The sequence below is a fragment of the Affinundibacterium flavidum genome (genome assembly GCF_014284175.1).
GTDB classification, from domain to species: Bacteria; Pseudomonadota; Gammaproteobacteria; order Burkholderiales; family Burkholderiaceae_D; genus Undibacterium; species Undibacterium flavidum.
Genome location: NZ_JACOGA010000032.1, coordinates 1 through 17991, shown reverse-complemented (window position 1 = coordinate 17991; position 17991 = coordinate 1). Strand labels below are relative to the sequence as shown.

Annotated in this window: 12 protein-coding genes; 4 read left to right on the top strand and 8 right to left on the bottom strand. The window is 45.6% G+C overall.

All coding sequences use genetic code 11. The annotated features are described in order from the left end of the window. Positions 1-460 precede the first annotated feature (460 nt). On the bottom strand, positions 461-1204 hold the full coding sequence (locus H8K55_RS20965) for a substrate-binding periplasmic protein (RefSeq protein ID WP_186944174.1): 744 nt from the start codon (positions 1202-1204) through the stop codon (positions 461-463). Positions 1205-1922: 718 nt separating this feature from the next. Here H8K55_RS20965 and H8K55_RS20960 point away from each other — a divergent pair. Continuing rightward, the gene (locus H8K55_RS20960; protein ID WP_186944172.1) at positions 1923-5186 is read left to right on the top strand and encodes an amidohydrolase family protein; all 3264 of its coding nucleotides are present in this window, start codon (positions 1923-1925) and stop codon (positions 5184-5186) included. A gap of 372 nt (positions 5187-5558) precedes the next feature. Here H8K55_RS20960 and H8K55_RS20955 read toward each other — a convergent pair whose 3' ends face one another. The 3 genes from H8K55_RS20955 to H8K55_RS20945 all read right to left on the bottom strand — a co-directional run bounded on the left by H8K55_RS20955 (position 5559) and on the right by H8K55_RS20945 (position 9673). Next, a complete protein-coding gene (locus H8K55_RS20955) occupies positions 5559-5825 on the bottom strand; it encodes a hypothetical protein (protein ID WP_186944170.1) in 267 nt (88 codons plus the stop codon). A 58-nt stretch (positions 5826-5883) separates the two neighbouring features. Further along, positions 5884-8199 carry an OPT family oligopeptide transporter gene (locus H8K55_RS20950; protein ID WP_186944168.1) on the bottom strand — a complete coding sequence of 772 codons (2316 nt, stop codon included), beginning with the start codon at positions 8197-8199 and terminating at the stop codon, positions 5884-5886. A 175-nt stretch (positions 8200-8374) separates the two neighbouring features. Further along, positions 8375-9673 (bottom strand): MFS transporter, encoded by a 1299-nt coding sequence (locus tag H8K55_RS20945; protein WP_186944167.1) that lies wholly within the window; start codon positions 9671-9673, stop codon positions 8375-8377. Positions 9674-9873: 200 nt separating this feature from the next. Between H8K55_RS20945 and H8K55_RS20940 the strand changes: the two genes are divergently transcribed. The 3 genes from H8K55_RS20940 to dcd all read left to right on the top strand — a co-directional run bounded on the left by H8K55_RS20940 (position 9874) and on the right by dcd (position 12504). Beyond that, positions 9874-10755 (top strand): DUF1653 domain-containing protein, encoded by an 882-nt coding sequence (locus tag H8K55_RS20940; RefSeq protein WP_186944165.1) that lies wholly within the window; start codon positions 9874-9876, stop codon positions 10753-10755. Positions 10756-10779: 24 nt separating this feature from the next. After that, positions 10780-11847, top strand: coding sequence for an XdhC family protein (locus tag H8K55_RS20935; protein ID WP_186944163.1), 1068 nt, complete (start codon positions 10780-10782; stop codon positions 11845-11847). A gap of 90 nt (positions 11848-11937) precedes the next feature. Further along, positions 11938-12504, top strand: coding sequence for a dCTP deaminase (dcd, locus tag H8K55_RS20930; protein WP_186889674.1), 567 nt, complete (start codon positions 11938-11940; stop codon positions 12502-12504). Positions 12505-12671: 167 nt separating this feature from the next. On the opposite strand, the gene H8K55_RS20925 is transcribed toward dcd, so the two are convergent. From H8K55_RS20925 to H8K55_RS22370, 4 genes are all read right to left on the bottom strand, one after another. Then, positions 12672-14117 carry a DUF1501 domain-containing protein gene (locus H8K55_RS20925; RefSeq protein ID WP_186944161.1) on the bottom strand — a complete coding sequence of 482 codons (1446 nt, stop codon included), beginning with the start codon at positions 14115-14117 and terminating at the stop codon, positions 12672-12674. A gap of 10 nt (positions 14118-14127) precedes the next feature. Further along, positions 14128-16590 (bottom strand): DUF1800 family protein, encoded by a 2463-nt coding sequence (locus tag H8K55_RS20920; protein WP_186944159.1) that lies wholly within the window; start codon positions 16588-16590, stop codon positions 14128-14130. Positions 16591-16815: 225 nt separating this feature from the next. Further along, entirely contained in the window at positions 16816-17793 is a 978-nt protein-coding gene (locus H8K55_RS20915) for a flagellar brake protein (RefSeq protein WP_186944157.1), read from the bottom strand. A 98-nt stretch (positions 17794-17891) separates the two neighbouring features. Next, the coding region (locus H8K55_RS22370) for an integrase core domain-containing protein (protein ID WP_186942982.1) at positions 17892-17991 on the bottom strand (100 nt) is incomplete at its 5' end.

Genomic DNA, 17991 nt, shown 5'->3' with positions numbered 1-17991 from the left:
ATCCCGAACAGGACCGTGAAACGACTTTGCGCCGATGATAGTGCTGCAACCAGTGTGAAAGTAGGTCATCGTCAGGCTCTTATTCCGCAAAGCCCCTGATTCCATCGAATCAGGGGCTTTTGCTTTTTAAATACTCAATATTCATCCAAATCCCGCACTCAGTTAAAAATAGCACAATCTCGCATCTGACTTTGTTGGCTTGCGGGCACGATATTTATCGCTCAAACTGCTGCTCCTGCTTCCGAATAGTGAACCATATCCATCTACTAAAAGCTTTTAACTGACTCTGTGTGCTTAAGTTGGATTTGTTGTCTTCACATATTTCATAGAGTTTCCATATGTTCTTTTTGTAACGTTCCTCTTTCAAAAACCTTCATATTGCCAGGCTCCACACAATTGGAAATAGAGTTCCTTCTTAAGAGTATCTCGATTCGCATTTAGTCTTACGAATAGTATGACTCTAATTTTTTGCCGCATAGCATTTTTTGTTTTTCTCAATGAAAATATTCAGGAGATCAAGTATTCCGGTACTGGCTTTGCGTACCACAAAATTAAAAGTTTCAGTCCCACCTTCTATTGGATGAACATCGGCTAGCAATAAGCCACCCTCCACAGTGTTGTTATATCTATTACGAAGGTATTGATTGCTGACGTCTCCTTCTCCAAAAGCGTCTGCGTAATGATTTTTTATAAGTTCGTTGACAATATATTCCTGAGCATCTTTTTTCCCCTTTGCGATTACATCGACAAACTGGATTTTGCTTTTGCAATTGGGATAACGTATTACTGCGTCAATATGGGCAGTTGATCCTCGCGTTACGATAATAATTTTGTCTGCGACTGTTTCGTGGTTATCAAATATCGCTTTATCAGCTGTGCGTACTAGCAGTGATCTTTCTACACAAAAGTAACTATTACTCCAAGCGGCATCGATGCCTATAGGGCGCTCATCGCGTTGTTGAATTCCTGCTGCGGAAATGTCGCATTCATTTTGACCTGGAAGCTCCCAAATATTCTCGAATGGTTTTTCGATTGCCACCATTGTTATTCCCAGACTTTCAGCAAACCGTGTCAAGAAAGAGATGTCTAGGCCAACGAGTTGACCCAACGGGTTTTTATAGCAAACTGGCGCAAATCCTCCATATGTGCAAACGGTCAATTGCCCGGGAACCAGGGTTGTAAATGTTGTTGTGCTATGGATCATCTTATATTTCCCTAAGAAGTGATATATGGAAGTTTTAGCGGATATCGAATCAAGGACAGTTAACGTAGATAAAGGAAATGATTTCCTTGATTGGGATACTGAAATTAATCGTCTTCATACTTTAGGCAATTAATATGCCATCACCCTTAGTAACATGAGATTGTTTAGTTATCCATTACTTTCATGGGGGAGAGATTTTTAGCGTATGGGTATGCATGCTAAACGAAATTGAATAAGTTTTTTTACACGGAAAATGATGAAAGTTTTTCATGTTAAAGGATGCCAATTTCCATTGTTGATGTTGATCTTATTCGCTCCTTAGACGTTGCATCGCACCATTTATCATGGTTTCGGTCATTCTCTACTTCACACAAGTTCCGTTACCAAACAGTTATAAATTAGTTGGGATAAGTCTTCCGTAATTTTCTTTGATTCAGCTTTTAGGCAGTGATTCTCTTTATTTCTTTACAGTTTTTTTGTCTGTGATCAGTATGCCTCAATTTTCTCCCAATATTTTCGACATTTTTTAATCAAAAAATGATATTGAAACCTCAGCCCAGCGTTCGATTTGTTAATGTTTTTCTGGATATATTTGAACCAAGCTCTCAATGTCTTTGTCATAGCTGTCAGTAAGTCTAATTCAATAAAAATTGATGCTAATGTCATTTGAAATCGATACTCGATTTTCATTTTAAGAATATTTTAGGGGGAGAGTTTTATGCGAAATATTGGTCGCAACATGGTTTTGGCATCCTTGGTGGCAATATCTGCGTCTGTAGGTGCAGCGGATGCGCCTAAGAAAAAATGGGACGTAAATAGCCCGCCGGGCGAAAGCAAAATGGCGAAACTGGATATCAAGACGGGTACTTGGATGAGTGTCGATGTCAGCCCTGACGGCAAACAAATTATTTTTGACGTGCTGGGTGATTTGTATCTCATGCCGATAGCTGGTGGAGAAGCGAAAGCCTTGACGCATACGATGGCTTGGGAGATGCAGGCGCGTTTCTCACCTGACGGTAAGCAAATCGCTTATATGTCAGATGCTGGTGGTGGTGACAATATCTGGGTCATGAATATTGACGGTAGCGAAGCTCATGCGGTCACAAAAGAAGATTTTCGTTTGCTGAATAACCCTGTGTGGCATCCAAACGGACAATTCATCGCGGCACGTAAACATTATTCGGGCACGCGCTCTCTGGGCTCAGGTGAAATTTGGATGTTCCATGCCAGCGGTGGTTCAGGTGTTCAAATTAATGAAAAACCAAATTGGCAAAAAGATTTGGGTGAGCCAGCGTTTTCACCGGATGGTCGCTATGTTTATTACTCGCAAGATACGACGGGCGGAACCGCGTTTGAATATAACAAAGATTCAAATGGCCAGATTTATCAAATTTTTAGAAAAGATTTACGCGATGGCAAAACCATTCCGTTCGTAAGTGGAGCCGGCGGTGCTGTTCGCCCAACGCCTTCGCCGGATGGAAAATATTTGGCTTTTGTGCGTCGGGTGCGTAATCAAAGTACTTTATTCTTGAAGGATTTGAAAACAGGTGAGGAATTCCCAGCCTGGAGTCATTTAGAGCGCGATATGCAGGAAGCATGGGCAATCCACGGTGTCTATCCAGCGTTCTCATGGATGCCTGATGCGAAACAAATCGTAGTTTGGGCTCAGGGCAAAATATGGCGAGTTGATCCATTTGCGCAATCTGCTAAAGAGATTCCATTTCATATTCAAGACACCCGTGAGATCAGACCTGCGGTGCGTTTCGAAACAGCCGTTGGCAGCGATCAATTCGATGTGAAGCAATTACGTTGGGTCAATGTATCGCCGAATGGGGATAAAGTCATTTATTCTGCGATGGGACATCTCTATATTCGTGATTTGCCAAATGGCACGCCACGCCGCTTGACAAAGCAAACAGATCATTTTGAATATTTCCCGCGATTTTCTCGTGATGGTTCAACCATAGTCTTCACAACTTGGGATGACGAGAAATTAGGTAGCGTGCGCTTTTTAAATCTGCGTAACGGACAGGAAACTGTACTGACCAAGGAGTCTGGCAAGTACACGGAAGTCACGATGTCGCCGGATGGTAAACAAGTGGTATTTGTAAAATCGCGTGGCGGTTACTTAACTTCGCCTTGGCATGGCTTAGAGACCGGCGTTTTTGCAGTTGCTACTGATGGTAAATCAGCACCTCGTAAAATTGCAGACGACGGCAACGCTCCACAATTTTCGAATGAGAATGATGCGGTTTATTTGACTCGTACCAAGTATTCCGGTGAGGTTGATTGGACGACTTCATTGTTTCGTGTCGCACTGGATAAAACAGAAGATATTGCTGTTGCTAAGGGCGACTTCGTTTCAGCTTTTTCGATTTCTCACGATGGTAAGTGGCTAGCATTTAACGAACGTTTTCATGCTTACGTCATGCCTATGCCTTTGGCTGGTAAAGCGATCAGCGTAGGGGCGAAAGCAGATGCTTTGCCGGTTAAACAGTTGGATGTAAATGCAGGAGACTATTTGCATTGGTCAGGTGATAGCCAGAAATTGCATTTTGCCTTGGGAGACGAATTGTTCACTAGCGCATTGAAGGATGCTTTCAATTTTGTGCCGGGTGCGGCGAAAGAAGTCGCGAAGCCAATTGAAAACGGCATGAAAATTGGCTTCCGTATGAATGCAGATAAACCGAGTGGTGTGACGGTGATTTCAGGCGCGCGAGTCGTCACAATGAAAGGTGATGAAGTCATCGAGAATGCGCGCGTGGTGGTGAAAGACAATCGCATTCTAGCCGTCGGGAAAGCTGATAGTGTTGCAATTCCAGTTGGCGCGACACAAATTGATGGAACGGGTAAAACCATTATTCCAGGATTGGTCGATGTGCATTGGCATGGCGGTATGGGCGAAAGTCAAATCATCCCGCAACAAAGCTGGGTTGATTTTGCATCTTTGGCATTTGGCGTCACGACAATTCACGATCCATCTAATAATACATCTGAAATTTTCACACATAGCGAGATGCAAAAAGCTGGCAACGTCGTCGCTCCGAGGATATTTTCAACGGGTACGATTTTGTATGGTGCGAAGGCGAATTTTAGTGCTGTGGTGAATAATCTGGATGATGCATTGACGCATATGAAACGCCTCAAAGCATCCGGTGCGATATCTGTGAAAAGTTACAATCAACCGCGCCGTGAACAGCGTCAACAGATCTTGGAAGCAGCGCGCCAAACGGGCATGATGGTGGTGCCAGAAGGTGGCTCATTGTTTCAACATAATATGACGATGGTGATTGATGGCCATACCGGTGTTGAGCACTCCATTCCGGTTGCGAATGCTTATGAAGATGTGAAGCAGTTGTGGTCGCAGACGCAGGTCGGTTACACGCCGACTTTGATTGTTGGCTACGGTGGTCTAGATGGTGAACATTATTGGTATGCTCGCACGGACGTGTGGAAACATCCTATCTTATCGCGTTATGTGCCGCGTTCAGTATTAGAGCCACGTAGCATACGTCGTGAGACAGCACCGGAAGAAGACTTCAATGTGTTTAATGTTGCTCGTACTGCGAATGAGCTGCAACGCGCAGGTATTCCAGTGAATATGGGCGCTCATGGTCAACGTGAGGGGCTTGGTGCACATTGGGAAATGTGGACTTTGGCACGAGGTGGCATGAGTTCCTTGGACGCGATTCGTGCTGCGACAATCAACGGTGCGCGTTATTTGGGAATGGACAAGGACATTGGTTCGCTAGAAGTCGGTAAGTTAGCCGATATGGTGATTATTAGCGGAGACGTGTTGAAGGATATTCGTCAATCAGATCAGATCGCACAAGTGATGATTAATGGCCGCATATACGATGTGAATACGATGAATGAAGTTGGTGCTCGTAGCAAAGTCAGAAAGCCATTATTCTTTGAAGGTAAAAATGGTGGCAATGTGCCTGTGAATGTTGAAACCTATGGCGAGGGTCATGGCCATTAGACAAGGTACGCGATTCACGAACATCATTTAAATTAAGTTGACGAAATTCTGAACCAACTTAAATGGGTTTGATTGTATGACGAACTCTACATCGCAGGCGACGTTTGCCTGCGTCGATGCATTTCTCTGCTGAGAACGTGAAAGTAGCTGTTGCCAAGAAAAAGTAGTTGATGGTTTAAATGGAGTTTGTAAATGACTCTAAGAAAATTCCACAGAACTATTACAACGAATCGGTGATCGTATAGTTGAATATGATCACCAAACGCTACTTAAAATTGATGTCTGTGAATCACAAAAATTAATGCCACACACCAGTCTTTTGGGGGACACTGATTGATGTTTTTCCGCACTAACCATTGGACGTCACTTGCTTTAGACTTTTTCCATTTCTTCTGCATCAAGCGCAATGACGTGGGTTTGTAATTGCCCACGTTCGTCATGCCATTCACGCATCACACAAGCCTGTCCCTCTTCATCAATGGCAATAATTTTGAGGAAATTACCTATCATCGACTCAATTAAAATTCTTTCGTCTTCAGGAAAACTTTTAATGAATTGTTTGCTTAGCGTTGTAATGCGCACAATGTCGCCGATATCGACGACTTGTTGTTTGCAATCGTAAATAATTGTATCGTCCATAATATGGTCACTTTTTTTGTTGGCTTTAAAATTGGCTTAGTATTCTCTTAGTTTGAGCTTAGTTTTTTGCTTCCTTGTCGCTCGATTCAGTTGGTTTCACTTTTTCGCGGCCCACGATATAGAGCACGATCGCAATCAAGCCGAATGGAATGATGGAGAGTGCATCTGCTTTGATACCTTCGAAGAAGGGATTATTTGCCTGAGCCCAGTCGCCAATTTTCTTGTCAAAGTCGGTCATGATGCCTGCGCTAAATGCAATGACGATACCCGCTAATGCACCACCTGCGATATAGCCTGAAGAAAGCAAAACACCTTCGCTGCGATCACCTGCGGCTTGTTGTTCATCTTCACTTAAATGCTTATTTTTTTCTAATTTACTATTCCGCAGATCAACCAGCCAACGTATCATGCCACCGATAAAGAGTGGTGCTGACGATGCTAGAGGCAGATACACACCCACTGCAAATGCTAGGGACGGTATCCCCGACATTTCCAAAGTCAACGCAATGATTACGCCAAATAAGACCAGCGCCCATGGTAGTTCGCCATCGAGGATGCCTTTGATAATGTAAGAAATAAGTACGGCTTTCGGAGCATCATATTTCTTTACCTCAGAACCATCTGGGCGCTTGGTATGTGTGCCATTGATACCAGGATCGACCAAATACACTACTTTGCCATTGGTATCGACTAAGTATTTGCCAGCGGGTGCTAGGGCATTATCTGTCTTATGCCAGACTTTGTAAGTACTTGTGTCCTGTGCGGCCTGTGGCCCTTGTAATTGCGCGTTTTCTTTCAGCTTGCTTGCATCGGTTTGCAGACCGGGAGCAATCTCAGCAATGGGTACATACACTGTGCTGGCATCATTTAATTTGAGCAAAATTGGCCCTAAAATTAAGGCCGAACAGAATGCGCCAATAAGAATGGCATATTGTTGATAACGGGGTGTTGATCCCACCAGATAGCCGGTTTTCAGATCTTGTGAAGTGCACCCGGCCACGCTTGATGCTATACAAACTATTGCACCGACGGATAAGGCTGTTACGTAATACTGACCGCCTATCCAGCCCATTAATAAGAAAATCAGGCAAGTAAATAAGAGGGTGGCGACAGTCATTCCAGAGATAGGGTTGGAAGATTGACCAATTTGCCCGGTTAATTGTGAAGAGACAGTCGCAAACAAGAAACCGAATACTAAAATTAACAGCGCACCTAAGAGATTCATATGCAGCGGCGTGGCGACGGTAATCACTGCGATAATTGCGAGTGCACCGATGACTACCCATTTCATGTGGATGCTTTGTTCGGTACGAGGAGTGGCGCTTTTATCTGTCTCAGTGCCAGTGTCGGTGTCAGCGTTTGCTGCCTTGTTGCCGCCAAAACCAGACAGTCCAGCCGCGAGGCTGCGCCAGATCAGCGGCATTGCTCTTGCCAGACTAATTAAGCCACCAGTGGCAACCGCACCTGCACCGATATACAAAATATAGGCGCCACGTATTTCGTGCGGACTCATTTCGCTGATTAATTTAGTTGCTGGTGCAAGTGGCTTAAGTAATCCATCACCAAAAAATTTAATGAGGGGAATTAACAGCATATACGACAGCACACCGCCCGCTGCCATGATGGAGGCGATTTTCGGGCCAATGATATAACCCACGCCCAATAGTTCTGGTGAAATTTCTGTGCCGATAGAGCCACCTTTGAGTGGCGCAGGAAAAACAAACTCGACCGTATCTTTCCAACCTTTGAGCGCAATATTGCCGACCTTATAAATCAGACCAATAAAGAATCCACCAAAGATGATTTTGGCACGGCGGTTTGCATCTGCCTGCGCATTAGGATCACTCGATTCGCCAGCAGCCTGACGAGAGGAGTCGGTCGCAGCCGCTTTGAGCACTTCCGCGCAAGCTGCGCCTTCTGGATACTTCAGCTCGTGATGTTTTTCGACGATCATGGTACGACGCATAGGTATCATCAGCAAAATACCGAGTAAGCCGCCTAGTATCGCGACCAACATGACCCGATAGATTTCTAAGTCGAAACCTAAGATGAGAATCGCGGGCATTGTTACACCCAAACCGAAGGCCAACGACTCGCCAGCCGATCCAGCAGTTTGTGTAATGCTATTTTCTAAAATGGTGGAATCACTGGCACCCATTTTGTGCATCATGCGAAATAAAGTAATCGCGATGACTGCTACTGGAATTGAGGCACTGACAGTCAGACCTACTTTTAATACCAGATAGAGTGACGATGCACCGAATACCATGCCTAGCACGGTGCCCATGATTAGAGCGCGTAAAGTAAATTCCGGCAAATTGGCAGAGGCAGGGATGTAAGGCTGGAAACCGCCCGATTCTTTCGGTTGCGACATAGGGTTCTCTCGAAAATCGTCTTTAGTTTTATGAAGTTGTGCTGCGTAAATGATAGGAAAGCACATAGGCGGGCTGCATTATCCCGCGTTTTATTCGTCAAGTGTAAATTTTGCAAACCTACTTGATGATAACTGTCGCATCAGATTGACAACTGGCTAGATTATTTGCGGACGTTTATAACTGTGGCAGCGAGGTGATTCCTCGTATGGTTTTGCTACGCCAGGCAAATATAGCTAATAACAGTGCCGCTATGCAGGAGAAGCCAAGTGCCTGACGCAGGCCATAATGCTCACCCAGCCAACCACCAATCAAAGCACCTGGACCTGCAGGCAATAAGGTCAACCAACGCATGGTGCTGGTAATTCGGCCCAATAAATGCTCAGGTGTGACGGCCTGACGTAATGCCAGAAAATTGATAAAAATAAACACGCCACCGACCGCATATAGGATGAGCATGACACCAAATGCAAGCACGCCAAACGCATTCGCAGGGGCAATTGCTAATATTCCCCAACCCGACGCACACAGTAAAATTCCGAGAATCATGCACAGGCCCGGCCCCAAATGTTTGCTGATGCGGTTACCAAAGATACTGGCAATCACAGTGCCGACTCCCATGCAAACGTAACTGAGACCAACGGCATGTTCTGATAAGCCTAGCGTACGTGTTGCGAATAGGATTTGCACAACTAAGGCAGCGTTATACGCCATTTGCCATATCCCGACGGTTAATGCCAATGCGACCAGGATACGATTGTGGGCAACGAATTTCAGGCCAGCTTTTAAATCTCGCCAAAAATTGGCATCATGGGCGACGACCCGAATTTCCTGAATATGAATTTTGCGTAAGATAGTGGCGGATGTCAGTAATAGAATTGCATCGGCAAACAGCGCGAGCGGTGCGCCTAATAATTTGATGAGTGCACCTGCCGTGGCTGGGCCCGCCACTTCAGAACCGGAAGTGGCGAGTGCATTTTTTGCATGAGCTTCGATCAAACGCTCGCGCGGTACGATCTGGGTTAACACAATTTGTGCTGCTGTACCGGCAGTAGTATTCACTGCCCCAATGACAAAACCAACGATATACAGCCATGGCATGTTGAGGAAACCCAGCCACCACGCGACAGGGACACTGGCGACCGAAAGTGAAATGGCAATTTCACCAGCGATGTAGACCGGTAGTTTTTTGACTCTGTCTAGCCAGACGCCCGATGGTAATGATAAAAGTATGTAGGGGAAGATCTCCATAAACGTGAGTAAGCCCATTTGTGTCGGCGTCGCGTGTAGTAAAACAGCTGCCGTTAGTGGCAATGCCAGCAAAGTAATTTGTGCGCCAAATGAGCTGATCAGGATAGAGGTCCATAAGCGACGATAGACAAAGTCTCGCAGCAAATCATTTTTTGCGAGGATTCTGTCTACAGAGATTAAGGATTTAAAGTTCTTCAAGAGCTGGTGCTGTGTCGATTTAGGCATGGTGCAACAAAAATATCAGTGATGTCGTGTCAGCGGCAGAGCGATGGCGGCTTACAATAGGAAATTCAAGCGGACTTATTATGCAAACTCATCTAAGTAAGCTTTTATAGCTTCAATAGCTTCTATGGAGTGTTATAGCACGACAGAAGTTCCCCACCCAAGAGAGCGGAAAACAAGAGTGAAAAAAATATGAGAGAAATATGCTAGCAGAACCTATTGTGATGATTGACTTTGAGACGACTGGAATTAGCCCGGATCACGGTGATCGTATTACCGAAGTTGCAGCCTTGCGCATACATGGCGGCGAGATTGTTGATCGTTATGTGTCCTTGATCAATTGCGATGTCAGAATTCCTTCTTTTATTACGCAATTGACCGGCATTACACAAGCGATGGTGAATCAGGCACCGTCTGTTACTGAAGTCATGCCTGCATTGTTAGATTTTATCGGTGGTGATTATTTAGCTGCTCATAATGCTAGTTTTGATGAAAAATTTTTAATCGCCGAAGCCCAAAGATTGGGCTTAAGCGCACGTCATCGCGGCACGATATGCTCGGTGAAATTAGCGCGACGGGTCTTGCCTGGTATGTCTAGTTATTCATTGGGGCCGCTCGCTGCTGATTTGGGTTTGCGTTTTAAAGGTCGAGCGCATAGGGCAGAAGCGGATGCCGAAGTCGCTGCGAACTTATTGCTGCATATCGCATCTCATCTACAGCAAAAGCATCAGCTTGAATCGGTTTATCCGGCTTTGTTTGGGCAGATCAATAAATTAAGTGCAGCGAAAGTGCCGGCATTTTTACGTGAACATGTGATGGCTGAAAAGGCCGGTAGCAGTACCAATGTCGGCGCACATAAAATCGCTGGATCTACGAAAAATAAGGCCAAGAAAGTAGTGCGTTATCGCCACTACAAAGGTGGCATCTATGAATTGGTTTGTGAAGCTACACAAGAGGCGGATCTTAAACCTGCGATTGTGTATCGTGCACCCGATGGTAGTTTGTGGATACGACCAGCTTCAGTCTTTTTTGAAATGATAGAAGTTGGTGGAAAAATGGTTCAGCGTTTTACAGAAATTGCCTGATTCTATTTTAGGAAAATCATCAGCATGGATAGTATTGATTTAGAAGTGCTTAAAACTTGCGAACAGTGGCTGCAAGAAGGCAAGCGTTGTGAACTCGTGACTGTGGTGAAGACTTGGGGTTCCAGTCCCAGGCCTGAAGGAGCGATGTTAGCGATTGCGGAAAATGGCCAAGTCGTTGGCTCTGTATCCGGTGGTTGTATTGAAGACGATTTGATCGCACGTGTACAAGCCGAAGGATGCCAACGCCAACGACCTGAGATCGTGACTTATGGCATCAGCGCTGATGAGGCACATCGTTTTGGCTTGCCTTGTGGCGGTACCATACAATTGGCGATAGAACCTTTGAGTCATCAGAGCAAAATCGGCGAAATGCTAGCGCGATTATCGCAGCATATATTAATTGCTCGCGATTTGAAGCTGTCAGATGGATCGGTTAATTTGAGCCGGGCAACAGCGAATGAAAGTTTGCAGTTAAGTGAAGAGCGATTGCGAACCATACACGGACCACGGTGGCGCTTACTCATTATCGGTGCAGGTCAGCTCTCGCGATTTTTGGCAGCTATCGCGGTTGGGATGGATTACCAAGTCACGGTTTGTGATCCGCGTGAGGAATATCGTGAAGGATGGCAAGTTGAAGGTGTGCAGTTAGTTCATGAAATGCCCGACGATGTGGTACTGGCGATGCAACTGGATGAGCGTAGTGCAGTGGTAGCTTTGACGCATGATCCTAAATTGGACGATCTCGCATTGATGGAGGCCTTGAAGTCACCGGCATTTTATGTGGGGGCGATTGGTTCGCGTGTTAATAATGCTAAGCGTAAAGAGCGGCTGTTGGAGTTTGACGTCAGTCAAGAGCAAGTTGATAAATTACACGGCCCAATTGGCCTGTATATCGGTAGTAAAACCCCTGCAGAGATCGCGATTTCCATCTTGGCAGAGATGATCGCAGTGAAAAATCATGTACCAGTTGTAAAAGAGAATCAAATCGAATTCGCCAAGCAAAAGCTTGCGGTAGAAAATGCTGTCATTGATCCACATAGTTGTAGTCACTCAGTTGCCGTGCTTGAAAATCAAGGATTACGCAGAAATTAAGGTGAATTTCGCGCCTGAAAGGCAGTTTTTGCATCACTTTTGACGTAAAATTCACGCTTATCGGAATAGTCTACAAAAATAGGAATAACAATGAGTATTAAGTCAGACAAGTGGATACGTCGCATGGCCGAACAGCACGGCATGATAGAGCCGTTTGCGCCGGATCAAGTACGCCATGAAAATGGTCAAAAAATCGTCAGTTATGGCACTTCATCCTATGGCTACGATATTCGTTGCGCCGACGAATTTAAGATTTTTACCAATATTAATAGCACAATCGTTGACCCTAAGAATTTTGATGAGAAATCGTTCGTTGATTTCAAAGGGGATGTTTGTATCATCCCGCCAAATTCTTTTGCTTTGGCGCGAACAATAGAATATTTTAGGATTCCACGCAGCGTCTTAACAATTTGCCTCGGAAAATCGACCTATGCGCGCTGTGGGATCATTGTTAATGTCACGCCATTTGAGCCCGAGTGGGAAGGCTATGTGACTTTAGAGTTTTCTAACACGACACCGTTACCAGCAAAAATTTATGCAGGTGAAGGTTGTGCACAAGTCTTGTTCTTTGAGAGCGATGAAATCTGCGAAACTTCGTATAAAGACCGTGGCGGTAAATATCAGGGGCAAGTCGGGGTTACTTTACCTAAAACTTAATATCGCATACCAAGCTTTATGGTGCTATTAGTGCTATTGGCGCTTTCAGATCTATCAAAGCTATAAGGCTATCAGAGCGTAATAAAAAAGCAGAATCCTGGTGACAGAATTCTGCTTTTTTTATGTGCGTTTGGATACGGCTTGTTTGATTTTAGAGGAAGCCAAATTTAGAGGAAGCCTAAGTTACGATTGTTGAAATTGATAATATTGGGGAAGATATCATTAATTTGTGTCGTACTTAAACCAAACCAATTGGCTAAGGTCGCACCATATTGATCAACCGAAATTTGTGGCAGTAAGCTGCCAGAACCGACATCCTGTGTGTGTTTAAGGCCAGTGACAGGGAAGTTACCGTAAATATCTTTCCCTTTCACCGCACCGCCGACGACAAAATGATGTGAACCCCAACCATGATCTGTGCCATCGCCATTGCTGGTGAATGTGCGACCAAAATCGGATGCGGTAAATAATGTCACTTGCTGGCGTAAATCGCTGCCCATTACGTTGGCCATCGTCGTATCGAAGTAGGCAATTGCATGTGATAGTTTGGCGAGGAGATCCGCTTGAGCTGTGCGTTGTGCATCATGTGTATCGAAGCCTCCCATACTAACGAAAAACACCTGACGTTTCGCGCCAAGTGCATTGCGCCCAGCGATGATACGTGCCACAGTCTGTAACTGAATTGCCAATGCATTATTGGCCAATAAGCCTGTATTGGGATTCGTATATTGACTCGGATTGGCTATGCCACCCGCACCAGCGACTGCCATAGCAGGTGCCAACATGCTTTGTGCACTGATTGCGCGATTGGTTACTGCAGCATGTTCTTTCTGAAAATAATTTGCGGTGTCACCGGTAATGATATTGCGCAAAGTAGCTCCGGCGGTGGTTGAGCCATACAAGCTCCCACTTAAGCCAGCAATAGCAACTGCTCCCGAATTACCGACTTGATATTGACGAATTGAACGGCCGGATAGAAAGACCGCATTGCCGGAAGCCGAAATCGCTGTGAAGATGGGATTGCTATTATTCGCCGCCAGCAAATCTCCCATGCGTCCACCCCAGCCGTAAGCTGCTCCCTCTGGTGCATAGGCTTGCCATAAAGACTGTTGGTCATTGTGTGAAAAGAGTTTAGGTGGTAACGGTACGCTCGCCGCTTTGTATTGTTCTAAAGTGGTTGGTACCAATAAGGGGCCGACATTAGCAACAATCGCGGCACGCCCTGCATCAAAAATATTTTTGAGTTCAGGCATGGACGGATGTATTGCGAAAGTCCTGCCAGCCTGATTCGTGTTGGGAACGATGGGTAAAACGCCGCCGTTGCTTCCCACTGCAGGTAGGGCAATTGAGCCTGCCTCGCTCGTGGTTCTAACGCTGGTGTATTGCGTCCACGATGTGCTATCTGTGGCTAACACCGTATTTGCCTGATCATTGGCGCCATACATAAACAGGCAAATTAAGGCCTTATAGTCGTTCACATTACCCTGTGCTGCAGCCGAGCCCATGGTTGCTAAATTGAGGGCAAACGGAGCCGCTACACCGAGTGCGCCAGCGGAACTGAGTAAGGAGGATAAACGCAGAAACTCCCGACGCGAGGCATTGAAGTGATGCATGTTTGTCTCCTTATTTCTGTACCAGATATTCTGGGGATGCCATCGTCAGATACACACTCATATAGACACGATTGAGTTTCGCCGTATCGATTGCGGTCTGCGGGCTAGCTGGGATCGTAATGGAATTGACTGCAGCAATCAGCTGAGTACGCAGGTTGCTGCTCATCTGATTCGCCATCAAGAGCAGATTGACTTTATCGACTAGCTGATCAGGTGTTGTTGCTAATGGCGTGAAGGCAGAATAATCAGGTTTGACGTCTCGGCCGCTGCCCGTGCCATTAGCGATGATGTCCCGCATGAAATTCAAATAACCAACCACAGAAGTCTCCGCAGTAATTTGCATTTCTGGTGATACCAATTGCGCATCGGCGATGCCTGAATTGGGGGGGACGTAGCCTGGGCGATAAAAATTGAAAACAGAAGGCGAACGCATCGGCGTCTGCGCCAAGCCAGTCAATGGATCATCAAGATTGGTAATGCGGTAAAAGCCTGAAGTTGATTTGGCACTAAAGGCGCGTAACCAGCTAGCCAGGCGGAGAACTGGTTCTTTCAGTTTACCGATTCCAGCGTTACTCAAGGAAGGATCATTGCGGGCTTCGACATCCAATAAGATGGCTTTGATCATTGCTTTCATGTCACCGCGTTCACCCTGTCCATTGTTATTGAATGCCGCTGTTACACGTGCCACATATTGCGGACTAGGATTGCTGGTCACTAGGCGTTGTATCAATTGTTTGCCGATAAAAGGGCCAACATTCGGATGATTAAATAAGGTATCGAGCGCAATCTTCATACTTGCTTCTGGGTTTGCTGGCGATTGCGCAGGTATCGTGACTCCCAAAAATGATTTGATGCTGCTAGAGTGAAAGCTAGGGTAGGCTTGCATAGGCAACCAGTCGCGATTGGGATCTGCGGAGCCACCGTAAAAACGGGTGCTGGTTTTATCGGGGCCGGCCCAGCTCCAACCAGTAAATACTTTGGCAAGGCCTGTGATGTCTGCGTTGCTATAGGTTTCTACCGGTTTACCATTTTCTATCACATAGCTGCCATCGGGATTTAATTTGTATAAGCCTATGGTAAATAGCTGCATCACTTCGCGTGCATAATTTTCATCGGGAACACGCGTGCCAGATTCTTTTTGGTTCTTCAAAGACGTCAAATAGATGCCCATCATAGGATGCAGGCTGACGGCTTCTAATAGTTGGCGGAAATTGGTGAATGCATGGGTATTGAGCGTGTCGTAATAACTCGCCACACCACGAGGATAGTTGGCGACGCCACTATCTTGAAACGAGGTCACCATAATTTGTGATAAGGCGAAACCAACTCGCTGGCGAAGTTGATCGTCCCCTTTCACGGTTTGTTGCCAGAAGGATTCGAAGAAGTGATTTTGGTTCAAATCACTGAGTCCTTTTGGTAAAGTCGCCGCAGTGGTATCCATGTAGCTACGATGCAAAGTTTGCGCGACGTTAAATTGCGCCTCTATCCAATTCTTAAATCCCAGATTACTGACAGCCGTAAGGTCACTGCTATTCGGGCCAAACGTGCTTTGTTGTAGGAAGCGCGCTGTCTGTGCGGGACTAGGTTGCGTGGGGTTGCTAATGCTTAGTCCAATCAAGGCATCAATAAGGCCTTTAGCGACGGTGGTATCGCTCGCTGTGACAGCGGCTGCAATCGACATGCCTTTAGTGATGGAGTCAAGCGGACTGATGTAGCTGATTCCTTGGCTGACTGCGAAATCTTTACCTACGATATTTTTGTTATCGAGTAATTGTGCAACCCAACCATAGGTTGCATCACCTTTGAATGTATGCGCTGAGGTTAGCATGGTGCGAACTAACGTACCGCGTGTCGCCGTACCATTGTCGAGGCGCTGGCTCCAATACGTTAAACCTTCTTGATCCGGGGTCGGGCGTCCTAGCACATTTTTATAAACGATTTTGACAAAATCAGCATTACTCATCGTGGCTGAATAGCCAGTTTGGGTCGAATACAAAATTGCCGCTGCGTAGAACGATTCGCCGATCTGATCAAGTGTCATGCCTGCTTTGAATTGATCTATCCAATAAGCAAGTCCTTCCGCATCTGGAACTCGATTGAAATAAGCAATATACAGTTCAATCAGTGAGGCCAAGTCAGCGCTGGCAATTGTGCCTGCTTTGCTCGATATACCAAGGTTGATAGAAATATCGCTGAATTTAAGTAGCAGTATACTGGTCGCTAGGTGATTATTTCCGTCGCTGCCAACATTGTCGATTACGTTGATTTCTGTATTGCTGATCGTGACCGTATAGTTAGAGCGCGGGCCATTAAAGCTGGCGCTGGTGGTATTGATGATCGGAGGTGCTTGATACTGTATAGGTGCTGGGCTGTCTGTTTTAGGCGCATCGTTTTGTCCGCTACATGCGCTCAATAGTGCTACACAGAATACGCAAAAATAGTGACGGAGGTGAGCTTTGCGGAGAGCAATCATGATGCGATCCTTACGAAATGCGGGGGCGAGCAAAGGGTTTTTGAGTGCGAATAATTCGAAACGACTACCAGAGATTGTTAATGCAGGTGCATGTAGATAAACAGCGTTCTTAGCATTTAACGCTGATTCGTCCCTGAATTATATGAAGCCTTTTATCTACAATTTTCAAACAATTGTAGATTTAATTAATTCTGCATAGAAATATTTTACAAATTGTTTCTAAACTTACTCAATTTCTGCCAAAGTTTGATGCACGAATGAGGATAAGATGATTTTCGATTGTGTAGGCATATTGACGAACTCAAATCCATAGCGAAATTCTTGCGTATTTTCAGTTTCAACAATGGATCGCACAATAATAGGCAAGGTCAAATAAGCGTCTTCGCCAGCAGTTGTGACCTTAAACTTGATTGTGCCACTATCATTTTTCTTACCAATTTCTTGTTTGATCAGTCCGGAGGTTCCTCCCATGCTGATGTCACTGAGGACGGCAGCAGCGGTTTGTTCTGGGTTGCCAACTGTGATCGAGGCGATTATTTTGACTGTGGCTCTGGAGCTTTGGCGGATCGCCGTACAGCGTACTAATTTGGGATAGGATAAATGCAGGTAAGCATGTGGCGTGTAGACCGATTTCAATGCAGAAGCGGTGAAGGCGTAAGCTTTTTTGCCAGGGAATGCACGCACGATAAAGGTTTGACCATCACGAATGATCGCGCCACGCCCATCAATTTTAGGGGCAGTGACCAGAATGGATTGATTTTTGACGAAACCGATCAAGCGTACCGTATAGCGAACGCTGGCATTGTCATGGACTTGCAAGAAAAAAGTCTCCCCGACGTGCCAACGTACGCTGTCCAGATCTAGCATGACGGATTCTTTGTTCAGATCGGCACCAGCGGTGGGCGCAGAATTTGCGGCAGCTAAAATAGGCTCTAGCTTTGGGTCAATTTTCGTCCCTGGCTGTGAAAAGCTGCTGGCCTGACTCGCTTTCGGAAGTGGTTTTTGTTCCTCACGTGCGATGTCGATTGGGGAATCATCAAAATAGCCATCTTCAATAATTAAATTGAATTCATCGATGTTACTAATGATGGTACCCGCTTCGTGCAGTACATTGCCCCAAGCATCGAAGACCGCTTTTGGCAATGCATGCCCAATTTGAATTTGTTCCTTATCGACAGGAGTTAGTGCACCGAGTTGACTCATTGCTTCGCTTTACTGAGAGTACAGGAGAGCGCCAATTGTATATCGAATAGTGGAATGCTAAGAAGAAAAACCTGTCTAGTCCTAAAATAAGTTGACAACTAAAAGTGTTGCAAACACGCTCGATGAACCTCATTGGGCGTTTTGTTTTTGAGACTAGAGTGTGGCCGTTCGTTGTTATAGATTTGAATGGACTGTGCG

What these genes read in the sequence shown, in the direction of transcription:
- H8K55_RS20935 (WP_186944163.1), top strand. Translation starts at nt 10,780, where the DNA reads ATGGATAGTATTGATTTAGAAGTGCTTAAAACTTGCGAACAGTGGCTG.
- H8K55_RS20925 (WP_186944161.1), bottom strand. Translation starts at nt 14,117, where the DNA reads ATGCATCACTTCAATGCCTCGCGTCGGGAGTTTCTGCGTTTATCCTCC.
- H8K55_RS20940 (WP_186944165.1), top strand. Translation starts at nt 9,874, where the DNA reads ATGCTAGCAGAACCTATTGTGATGATTGACTTTGAGACGACTGGAATT.
- H8K55_RS20960 (WP_186944172.1), top strand. Translation starts at nt 1,923, where the DNA reads ATGCGAAATATTGGTCGCAACATGGTTTTGGCATCCTTGGTGGCAATA.
- H8K55_RS20915 (WP_186944157.1), bottom strand. Translation starts at nt 17,793, where the DNA reads ATGAGTCAACTCGGTGCACTAACTCCTGTCGATAAGGAACAAATTCAA.
- H8K55_RS20965 (WP_186944174.1), bottom strand. Translation starts at nt 1,204, where the DNA reads ATGATCCATAGCACAACAACATTTACAACCCTGGTTCCCGGGCAATTG.
- H8K55_RS20950 (WP_186944168.1), bottom strand. Translation starts at nt 8,199, where the DNA reads ATGTCGCAACCGAAAGAATCGGGCGGTTTCCAGCCTTACATCCCTGCC.
- H8K55_RS20920 (WP_186944159.1), bottom strand. Translation starts at nt 16,590, where the DNA reads ATGATTGCTCTCCGCAAAGCTCACCTCCGTCACTATTTTTGCGTATTC.
- H8K55_RS20945 (WP_186944167.1), bottom strand. Translation starts at nt 9,673, where the DNA reads ATGCCTAAATCGACACAGCACCAGCTCTTGAAGAACTTTAAATCCTTA.
- dcd (WP_186889674.1), top strand. Translation starts at nt 11,938, where the DNA reads ATGAGTATTAAGTCAGACAAGTGGATACGTCGCATGGCCGAACAGCAC.
- H8K55_RS20955 (WP_186944170.1), bottom strand. Translation starts at nt 5,825, where the DNA reads ATGGACGATACAATTATTTACGATTGCAAACAACAAGTCGTCGATATC.